This is a genomic window from Microvirga sp. jy35, assembly GCF_056148915.1.
On record NZ_JBWBEW010000080.1, the window covers coordinates 1 to 8,884 of the forward strand.

Annotated in this window: 4 protein-coding genes; 3 read left to right on the forward strand and 1 reads right to left on the reverse strand. The window is 59.4% G+C overall.

Annotation, left to right across the window (positions count from 1 at the left end; genetic code table 11):
- The 3 genes from AC0QTX_RS26765 to AC0QTX_RS26775 all read left to right on the forward strand — a co-directional run.
- Window positions 1-1,645, forward strand: a 1,645-nt coding sequence (locus AC0QTX_RS26765) for a penicillin acylase family protein (protein ID WP_474606834.1), incomplete at its 5' end; no start/stop codon positions are given.
- A 503-nt stretch (window positions 1,646-2,148) separates the two neighbouring features.
- On the forward strand, window positions 2,149-3,822 hold the full coding sequence (locus tag AC0QTX_RS26770; RefSeq protein WP_474606835.1) for a methyl-accepting chemotaxis protein: 1,674 nt from the start codon (window positions 2,149-2,151) through the stop codon (window positions 3,820-3,822).
- 100 nt (window positions 3,823-3,922) lie between these two features.
- Complete coding sequence (locus AC0QTX_RS26775) at window positions 3,923-5,851, forward strand: putative bifunctional diguanylate cyclase/phosphodiesterase (protein WP_474606836.1); 1,929 nt, start codon at window positions 3,923-3,925, stop codon at window positions 5,849-5,851.
- 604 nt (window positions 5,852-6,455) lie between these two features.
- Here AC0QTX_RS26775 and AC0QTX_RS26780 read toward each other — a convergent pair.
- Window positions 6,456-8,561, reverse strand: a complete 2,106-nt coding sequence (locus tag AC0QTX_RS26780) for a S8 family serine peptidase (RefSeq protein ID WP_474606837.1) — start codon at window positions 8,559-8,561, stop codon at window positions 6,456-6,458.
- Between the last annotated feature and the right edge of the window lie 323 nt (window positions 8,562-8,884).

Sequence of the window (8,884 nt, forward strand, 5' to 3'; positions counted from 1 at the left end):
ATGCCCCAGCCTTGCATGTACACGGCTCAAAGGGAATCCTCAATCGGACTCTTCTGTCAGGCGGAAACCACTAGCAGGTGACAGAGGCGTTGAGACCGCAAGTCTGAGCAGCAATAACTGGGTCGTGGAAGGTGCTCTCAGCAGCTCCGGGGCTGCCATTGTCGCCAACGATATGCATCTCCGTCTGCGGGTTCCTAACATCTGGTACCGGGCACGGCTCGTGCTGAATGCTGAGGATACTGGCTCCAGACTGGACGTCACCGGTGTAACCCTTCCAGGGGCACCAAACATCGTGGCCGGCAGTAACGGCAAGATCGCATGGGGCTTCACCAACAGCTATGTCGATACCAGTGACGTGGTGATCCTCGAACCTGCTGAGGAAGACCCATCCCTGTATCGCACTCCCGCTGGCCCTCGACTGCTCAACGGCGTGAAGGAGAGAATCTGCGCCAAAGGTGCAGCATGCGAGCTGCTGGCGATTGAAGAGAGCCTCTGGGGGCCTATGATCGGCACTGATCGCCAAGGGCGGAAACTTGCGTACCGCTGGGTCGCCCACGATCCCATTGCAGTGAACCTGCGCGGTATGCTGGAACTCGAGCGTGCCGGAACCGCGCACGAGGCTCTGGAGATCGCCCATAGGCTCGGCATTCCACATCAGAACCTCGTCGTCGGAGACGCACAGGGCAATATTGGCTGGACGGTCACCACGGCCCTACCGCAGCGCTTTAGGTTTGATGGACGACTGCCGGTGTCCTGGGCTGATGGCAGCAAAGGCTGGAACGGCTATCTGGCGCCCCAAGACGTGCCGGTCGTCTACAACCCTGAGAACCAGCGCATATTGACCGCAAACAGCCGGGTCATCTGTGGCGAAGGGCTGGGAAGGCTTGGCTTCGGCGCCTATGCCCACGGATCCTGCGCCCGCCAGATCCGGGACCAGTTGTTGGCCAAGGAGAGGTTTGATGAGCGGGATATGCTAGCGATCCAACTGGATGATCGTGGGGTGTTGTTGGAGCGCTGGCAGAGCTTTCTGCTTCAGCTCCTGCGGGCCGGTGCTGGACATCCGCAGTACGCATCTCTGATCCCAGAAGTGGAGAACTGGGGAGGGCGGGCCGTCCCGGACTCGATTGGCTACCGCCTTGTCAGGACGTTTCGAGCCGAGCTGATTGATTCAATCTATGATGCTTTCACAGCCCCCATGCGAGCGGGGGAGCCCGCACCAGCCAACGGTCAGCGCCCTCGTCCGATTACGAGCAAGCAGGCCGATGAGCCGGTATGGCGCCTGCTGACCGAGCGACCAGCCCACCTTGTTCCATCTGGGTATCAGGACTGGGATGCAGTCGTGAACGCCGGGATTGCAAAGACTTTGTCGTCGGTGGCCTCACAGGCAGAAGGCAGGCTCGACGCCTTCACGTGGGGTGCAGCCAACCGGGCGGAGATCAGGCACCCCCTGGCAAGAGTAGTGCACGGGCTGTCGTTCCTTCTGAACCCGTCGAATGAGCCGCAACCAGGTGACCTCTACCAACCACGGGTCGCGAGCCCGACAACGGGAGCATCAGAGCGGTTTGTGGTGGCACCGGGACACGAGAAGACAGGCATTTTCCATATGCCGACCAGCCAGACCGGTCATCCTCTCTCGCCCTATTAGATGGTCGGACACGAGGATTGGGTGAGAGGTCAAGCAGCCCCTTCCTACCGGGTGAGCCGAAGTGGCGAATGGTGTTCCAGCCGTGACGAACATCCTGGCGCCGAGCGCGAATGATGGGACCCCATGATCAGGGAGCTGCGCATCGGGTCTCCTGCTTGTTCGGGTTCATCGGGCTTAAAATGTACACCTACCGACGCAGCGAACGATTGCTTATGGCACTCCTCGGGCCGAAGAGCTTGGTCAGCTTTGGCTGGTCAGAGCTGACGTTCGTCGAGCGGCCGGATTGTGAAAGTTTGACCCGATCCGGACCTTGCACCTTGTGAGGGAGGCAGCAATCCGGCGCCCCATTGACTTTGATGAGCCAACCTTGAGCAGGCGATGTGCCCTGCGTCGGATCCAGTACAATGCCATGTTAATGCAAATAAATTACTTGAGTGTACCTGTGACGTAGGACTTTTTTAACAACAATCCGAACATGATTTCCTGAGGAAGTGGGGGAAGTCATGCGGTCGTTACGGGCGAAGTTTGTAATTATTACTGGCCTCATGCTCGCCGTCGGGCTTGGAGCGGGCATAAGCTCGGTGTGGAGCAATGCTGCTCTCACGAGCAGCATCTCGCAAAACCTCATTCTGGCGCATGCGACCCGCAACCAAGGCAGCGCCGACATGATGCACGACGCCTTGCGGGGCGACGTCTATCGTGCACTCCATTCGGCACGGGTTGAGCCAACGCTGCGTCCGCACATCCAGGAGGACCTGAACGACCACTTGGCCCAGCTTCGACGAGACATAGACGAGAACAAGGGGCTCGCTCTCAGTGACGAGATCCGCAGCGCTCTCGCTGATGTCGAGGCCCCCCTGACAGCTTATGCGAAATCCGCCTCCAGCCTGGTTGAGATGGCCTTTGAGAGCACGAGGGAGGCTGAGCAGGGTCTTCCAGATTTCGTGCAGAAGTTCGATGCCCTCGAAGACGCGATGGAGACCATCAGTGGCCGGATTGCAGAGGCATCGGAGCTCGTCGAGCAGGAGGCTGGCAGCCTGGCGACCGTGACCCGTTGGATGAACACGGCCGCAGCTGTGCTCTCTATTCTGATGACAATGGGTCTTTGCCTCTACTTGCTTCGTCGGGTCCTACGGCCTGTCAGCGAGATGACCAAAACCATGAGAGCTCTGGCCAACGGTAACACCAGCGTGGACGTGATCGGCGCAAAACGTCGTGATGAGCTTGGCGAAATGGCCAGGGCCGTCGAGGTTTTCCGTGACAACGCTCAGGAAATGGAGCACCTGCAAACCGCGCAAGAACGCACTCGCGTGCAGAGCGAGGCCGACAAGCGCCGCATGATGGCGGAGCTTGCCCAGAGCTTTGAGGCGAAAGTCGGAGTGCTGGTTCAGCGCCTCTCGGTGGCGGCGAACGGGCTCGAGGAGACTGCCCAGTCCATGACCATTGTGGCGGACAGAACCACTCAGCAGTCGGTGGGTGTCGCATCAACCGCCCAACAGACCTCGGCCAACGTGCAGACGGTGGCGGCCGCCACCGAAGAGTTGTCGATCTCGATCCGGGAGATCGCCTCTCAGGTTCACACTTCCTCGCAGATCGCCGGGCGCGCGGTGGGTGATGCTCGGCGCACCGACCAGACTGTGCAGATGCTGGCCGCCTCGGCCGAGAAGATCGGCCATGTGGTGCAGCTCATCAGCACCATCGCCTCCCAGACCAACCTGCTGGCATTGAATGCTACTATCGAAGCGGCACGCGCCGGTGAGGCCGGCAAGGGCTTTGCGGTAGTGGCCACCGAGGTCAAGGAACTGGCGAGTCAGACCTCCCGCGCAACCGATGAGATCTCGAACCAGATCGCCAGCGTGCAGCAGGCCACGACGGACGCCGTGCAGGCTATTCAGGCGATCGCCAGCACAATTGGTGAGATGTCCCAGATCTCGGTGGCGATTGCCGCTGCCATGGAGGAGCAGGGGGCCGCTACCTCCGAGATCGCCCGCAATGTGCAGGAAGCCGCGCGTGGCACGGAGTTCGTCACCGGCAACATCAGCGCGGTTCGCCAAGGGGCGGGCGAAACGGGGGCGGCTGCCGCCCAGGTTCTCTCGTCGGCCCAGGAGTTGTCCCGCCATTCCGCCAGTTTGGGGCAGGAAGTCGAGCATTTCCTTTCAGGCGTCAAAGCTGCGTGAAGTCAATAATAATCAGCAATTAAACTTCATATGTCATATATATTGCGGCCACTCATACTCTCGTGTTTGCGAGACATAGTGAACATCTAGAGGAAGGCGTTTGTCATTTCGCATACTCAAACTTTTGCTTGCTGTGGTTGTTAGCGGCTTTCTGCTTGCAGCGATATATTTCACAGTAGTGATTGCCGAGCGTCAGGATGCGTTAAGGCGCATTTCTCGCTACAATCCGACTTGGCAGGCGCAGCAAGCACTCAGCGAGTTTATGAAACTCGATCAGTCTCTTAGAATGTTCAAGGATGAGAACAGCGATGGAGACAAGGAAGAGGTCCAGACCCGCTTTGACATCTTTGCTGGCACAATCAATAGTCTAGCCAAAGGAAGCTTCCGCGTTCTCATCGAGAGAGAGCCTAGCTTCGAAAGAACTATTAGCAAACTTGCTGGCGCTACAAACGATGCCGCTCCTCTAGTCGAGAATCTCAACAACCCCGATGACGCTCTAGCGGCATTGCAAAGCCTTCACCCTCTCCAAAGCAGCCTTACGCAGTTCGCAGCAGTTACATTCAGACATGGGACGGCGCTCACTTCCGACGACCAGCAGGAACTCACCCAGCTTCACTGGATCTTCTCTAGCGTTGTCGGCTTCCTAATACTTTTCGGGCTTTCCCTCATAGGGCTACTTGCAAGGCACAACATCCTCCTCGAGCGAACCTATCGCAGAGTGGGTAACCTCGCAGCAGACCTCACCCACTTGGCTCATCATGATCCACTCACCGGCCTTGCAAACCGCGTCCTATTCCAAGAGCGATTGGAGCAATCGCTGGAGAACGCCCCCAATGACGGATCAACCCTCGCAGTTCTCTACCTTGACCTTGATCTCTTCAAAAACGTGAATGATACGTTAGGGCATGAGACTGGTGATCGGCTTCTGAAAACTGTTGCCGCACGAATTCAGGCGTGCGTCCGGGACAATAGCGTCATTGCCCGGCTCGGTGGCGATGAGTTTGCCATTCTCATAGGACCTATCAACATAGTTCAGGAATGCACAATTCTGGCATCCCGCATCGTGAAGGAGATAGGATCCGTCTACGATATCGATGGGCATGAAATCATCATCGGAACGAGCATTGGCATTGCATCCACGGAGCTGGGAACCTCGTCTCCGGAGCAGCTTCTCAAGCAAGCCGATATGGCCTTGTACCGTGCCAAAGCAGATGGGCGTGGTACCTTCCGTTTCTTCGAGCCTGAAATGGATATCGAACTCCAGGCGCGTCGAGCACTTGAAGTCGATCTAAGAAAGGCGATGGTGAATAATGAGCTCTACTTAGCCTTCCAGCCACAGGTCAGTTTACAAGCGAACGAGGTCACGGGCTTCGAGGCCCTGTTGCGCTGGAGACATCCCGTACGTGGTAGTGTCTCTCCGGCCGAGTTTATTCCAATTGCTGAAGATATTGGTTTGATCGCCTCTCTTAGCGAGTGGGTCATCAACGAAGCTTGTCGGACTGCAGTCACATGGCCGGAAAACATGAAGGTGGCCGTTAACGTCTCACCGGTCCAGTTTCGGAACCGCACCCTTCTACCTTGCGTCCGTAAAGCGCTGATGCGAACTGGTCTCGATCCGAGCCGGCTGGAGTTGGAATTAACGGAGTCAGCACTGCTTGAGGAGAATGAGACAACGGTGACGGCATTGCACGAACTTCGTGATCTCGGGGTTCGCATTGCTCTTGACGACTTCGGTACAGGCTATTCGTCACTGAGCTATCTACGCAGCTTCCCGTTCGACAAGATTAAGATCGACCAATCCTTCGTGCGGGAGCTATTCATACGACCAGACTGCATGGTGATTATCCGCTCCATTGTCGGGCTTGGCAGAGGTCTTGGTATGTCGATTACCGCCGAAGGGGTGGAAACAGAGGAACAACTTGCCCAAATCCGGGCCGCTGGATGCACTGAAGCACAAGGTTACCTTCTCGGCCGGCCGAAACCTGCCTCTGACTTGGGCTTTTCAGGTACGCTTCCGGCGCTGGTTTAGAGCGTCACATTCAACTTAATTCCACCAACTGAACCGCGTTGCGCCAAAAGGTCATTTTGCGCATGCCTGCTGCGACATGGTACGGATGCAGGATGTGCTTGGCCCCATGGGCGGCGAGGAGTTCCTGCTGATCCCCCCGGGTTCCGGGTCAGACCTCGGCTCTCGCCTCATAGACCGGTTTAGGGCTACCCATCCGCCGACTAGAGCATCGGACTGTTAAGTGGACGCACCCTTGACGGCGTCGCGATGGCTCCAGGTTTGCTAAGATGCAGAACTCACCGGATCCGACTTCTCGTCCGATGCTCTAGGCGTGTCGAAGAGGGGGCAATCTGCTACATACATTCAGCGCTGGAATTGCTGAGTCCTTGCTGGGAGATGACCGAATTTCGATCCTGCGGCGGGCCGACCGCGCATCGTAACACTGACAAAGGCGAAGGGCGGAACTGCACCAGGACCGCTATCGTGCAGAATAATGTCGCCTCGGCGAAGGTCCGAGAATGGCCCACCTGAGACCTGAGCCTAAGGGCAGCAAACCTCGCGGGAACAGACGTTCCTCAAGGTCGGGGAATTTCACTGCCTGACTCGGTGCAGACCTTCACAGGTGTCAGGGCATGTCTGAAGTCTGCGCCTTGAAAGGCAGAGCGCTGGACCGTTTTCTGGCTGCGGCGATCGGTGGCGTTCCCGTAGGCGGTGCGCACAAACCTGCCATTTGGATCAGGCCGAACCCGAACGTCGGGTCCCACCCGGGCTTGCCCAGGTCGCGGGTATGCTCTTCCAAGCGGGATTGTACCACTTTGGTCTCCAACTCCGGGTTTGATGCAAGCAGTAGGCCAGCAGCGGCGGACACAAAAGGAACCGCATAGGACGTCCCTGTCCTCAGGGCGCCGCTGCCCTGGGCCGAGGCTGTCCAGACATTCACCCCAGGCGCAGAAAGATCAACGAACGCTCCCTGCGTAGCGCGCCGGTACACTTTCAGCTCCTGATCCACCGCGGTGACGGCGACGACCCCTAGATAGGCGCCCGGATAAGACGGCTCGCCGCCGGCACCATTGTGGCCCGCCGCTGCAATGATCACGATGCCCTTAGCCTGTGCCGCCTCGATCGCTTGCTGGAGCATCGCGTTTGCCGGACCTGACAGGCTCATGTTCATCACCCGCACCCCGCGCTTGGCCAGAGCCTCAATGGCGTCCACCAGGGATGTCACATCCGTGCGATCAGCCGTGCCACCGTCGCGATAGAATGCATCCACCGCGACTATCTTCGCTTGCGGCAGCAACCCAGGTGTCTGGCTGTCTGGCCGGCCTACGAGAAGGGCAGCCACCCCAGTGCCGTGATCCTGTAAAGAGGCATCCGCATGGTTTGTAGGGCGCGGCATAACCTCGATCGCCTGTTCCTTCAGGGCTTCGTGCTTAAGGTTAATCCCAGTGTCGATCAGGCCGATGAGGGGGGTAGGACCGCATTGAGCTACGTGCGATGACGACCAGTTGACGAGCGAGGCGGCCTGGCACTCGGCGTGGACGCAAGCAACTGCGCCCTCATCCAGATAGTAGAAGTGATCGAAATCGGTTGAGGCCCGCGCATCGAGCAGACGGACCCTTTGCCGGGCTTGGGTCAGCGAGGTGCCTTGTGGAACGCGAAGCCGGACAATCTGTGGGGCAATGCTGCCCTGGGTCTGGGTCTCGATGTGAAAGCCTTGAGCGGTGAGCCTGGTCAGAGCCTCGCGAGACAAGCCTGACGCCAGGATGAAGTTAGGGGCCTGCCGCGGTTTGGGACGAGGATCGACGGCCACGGCAGCCGTCTTCGCCTCGATCGGAGCTTTTGATGTCGCAGGTGCCTGAGGGGCTGCTTTGGCTGGGCGGGGCGCTTGGCGTTTAGGTTGGGCGGACGTGCTTTGGCGTGCTGTGGTTTTGCTGGTGCTCGCTTTTGCCGCTCCGGTGCTGCGCTGGCTATTGGCATTTCCTGCCTTGGAAGCCTTACTTGTGTTGCCGCCTGTGGCGCGGCTGCCAGCTGCGCGGCTCCGTCCGCCAGTGCCTCCACTCGTGCCTCTAACACCGCCGCCGATACCATCTCCCCTGCTGACACCGCCGCCGCCGACGCTCGCGCCACCTCCGACGCCGACGCCGCCGACGCCACCACTGGCGCCACCTCCAACACTGCCTCCCACGCCACCGACGCTGCCGCCTCCGACGCTAGCGCCCGCACCGCCGCTGGCCCCAACTCCGACGCCACCTTCGACGCCGCTGCTGACGCTGCCCCCAACACCACCTCCGACACTGCCTCCGCCGTTGGCGCCACCTCCAACACCACCGCTAGCCCCAGCTCCGACGCCTCCGACACCTCCGCTGACGCCGCCACCTCCAACGCTGGCGCCACCTCCGACACCGCCGCTACTGCCTCCAACGCCGCCGCTGGCACCACCCCCAACACCACCGCTGATACCGCCTCCGACGCTGCCGCCGACGCCTCCGCCGATACCACTGCCGCTGGCGCCGACGCCCGCACCTCCGACACCACCGTTGGCGCCGCCGCTGGCGCCACCTCCTCCGAGGCCCCCACCATTGTTCCCGGACCCGTCACCCAGCTGGGCGAAAGCTGATCCATTCATGAGGGCGAGGCTGAGCCCGTGGCCGAGGTCAAGTTGAACCTGAAGGGGAAGGGCAGCGGCAGTGCCTGCTATCGCAACAAGACCATGTCGCCACCAGCGTGCCATGACCGCCTCCAGTAACGACGCTTAGCGCCGGGGCTCGTAGTTTGCCGCATGGTCAAGCATTGAAGCAGAGATCAATCGACAAGTCAGCCGCATGAAGCGCTATGTTGCGCCTCGTTCACTCTATTCAAGATGAAGAAGAGCAATCTAATCACTTATGGCGTCAAAGGATAAGCTTAACAATGAAGCTGCTGTGCTTGTCAGAAGCTGGGCAGATGCCTTAATGCGACCAGGGCTAACGACCGCTTTTGATGTTGTGGACGGCTCCCACCCAGCGGTGAGGTAGCATGGCTGTTGTCAGCAGCCAGCGACACAGGAGCAGCCCA

Excerpts from the sequence above, each read along its gene's own strand:
- AC0QTX_RS26770 (WP_474606835.1), top strand. The coding sequence starts at position 2,149 with ATGCGGTCGTTACGGGCGAAGTTTGTAATTATTACTGGCCTCATGCTC.
- AC0QTX_RS26780 (WP_474606837.1), bottom strand. The coding sequence starts at position 8,561 with ATGGCACGCTGGTGGCGACATGGTCTTGTTGCGATAGCAGGCACTGCC.